The organism is Faecalibacterium sp. DFI.5.82, from assembly GCF_029076575.1.
GTDB classification, from domain to species: Bacteria; Bacillota; Clostridia; order Oscillospirales; family Ruminococcaceae; genus Faecalibacterium; species Faecalibacterium duncaniae.
Genome location: NZ_JARFIS010001223.1, coordinates 1 through 255 on the forward strand (window position 1 = coordinate 1; position 255 = coordinate 255).

1 tRNA gene is annotated in these 255 nt (G+C 41.6%); it reads right to left on the reverse strand.

Going from position 1 to position 255, the window contains the following annotated elements:
- Nucleotides 1-168: 168 nt before the first annotated feature.
- Nucleotides 169-245: transfer RNA gene (locus tag P0G09_RS20820), tRNA-Ile, on the reverse strand.
- Between the last annotated feature and the right edge of the window lie 10 nt (nt 246-255).

The following is a 255-nucleotide window of genomic DNA, read 5'->3' on the forward strand; positions in this document are numbered from 1 at the left end:
TCTCTCTTATTGCCAACGAAGATTATTGTTACCCTTCCTTTTGAAATTGCAATATTTCTTAAAAGAACTTACTATAATCTTTGTTTCGCAGTTATTATTCAGTTTTCAAGGTACGTCTTGGTGATGTTCCTCAAAGCCCGGTCTCCCGAAACTTTGATTTTCATCACATGGTGGGCCAAAATGGACTCGAACCATCGACCTCACGATTATCAGTCGTGTGCTCTAGCCAGCTGAGCTATTGGCCCATGTGGTGGA